The organism is Arsenicicoccus cauae, assembly GCF_009707125.1.
Classification (GTDB): Bacteria; Actinomycetota; Actinomycetes; order Actinomycetales; family Dermatophilaceae; genus Arsenicicoccus; species Arsenicicoccus cauae.
In genome coordinates this window covers 1-696 of the sequence record NZ_WLVL01000053.1, presented here as the reverse complement: position 1 = coordinate 696, position 696 = coordinate 1, and the positions used below count along the sequence as shown (strand labels likewise).

Annotated in this window: 1 protein-coding gene; it reads right to left on the bottom strand. The window is 60.6% G+C overall.

The window, feature by feature from the left end; genetic code table 11:
• Nucleotides 1-74: 74 nt before the first annotated feature.
• Nucleotides 75-509: a DUF262 domain-containing protein gene (locus tag GGG17_RS15070; protein WP_154594525.1), complete on the bottom strand. Its 435-nt coding sequence runs from the start codon at nt 507-509 to the stop codon at nt 75-77.
• Between the last annotated feature and the right edge of the window lie 187 nt (nt 510-696).

The window sequence follows — 696 nt, the reverse complement described above, 5'->3', positions numbered from 1 at the left end:
GGGTCATCGGTGAGATCTCCTCTGGTGAGTACTTGGCGGTACACACCGAGCATCTCGCCGATGACCCCTCTACGTCAGGGAGCCACACCCACTCCCCAAACCCCACCACTCCACGGGACTCTTACACGCTGACTGTTCGCCTCGTACTTGTTGATTAGGAACTTCTCGTTGATTCGTTCGAAGTGCAGCTCACCCTCGGTCTCCCTCCGGTGGTCCCTTATCGCTGCAAGAAGAAGAGAGAGCGTCGTCAGACGCTGCTGGCCGTCGACGACCAGATACTCCTGGACGCCAGCGGGACCATTCGACGGAGTGGGCGCGAGCACGATCGAGCCGATGAAGTGCGTCACCGCGGCATCGGAGGCGCGGTCCACGGCGAGACTTACGACGTCATCGAAGAGGCGGCCCAGCTCCTTACGTCCCCAAGAGTAGGTGCGTTGATACAAGGGCACGTGGTACTGCTTGGTGCCTTCGAGGATCTCCTGAAGGCGGGTCTCCTTGGCAACGACCATGGGGGTATGTCCGATCTCGTTCGGGGCGGGGCCGACGTATTGAGAAGTCGCAGTCAGGGTAGGTAAGAGTCCCGTGGAGTGGTGGGGTTTGGGGAGTGGGTGTGGCTCCCTGACGTAGAGGGGTCATCGGCGAGATGCTCGGTGTGTACCGCCAAGTACTCACCAGAGGAGATCTCACCGATGACCC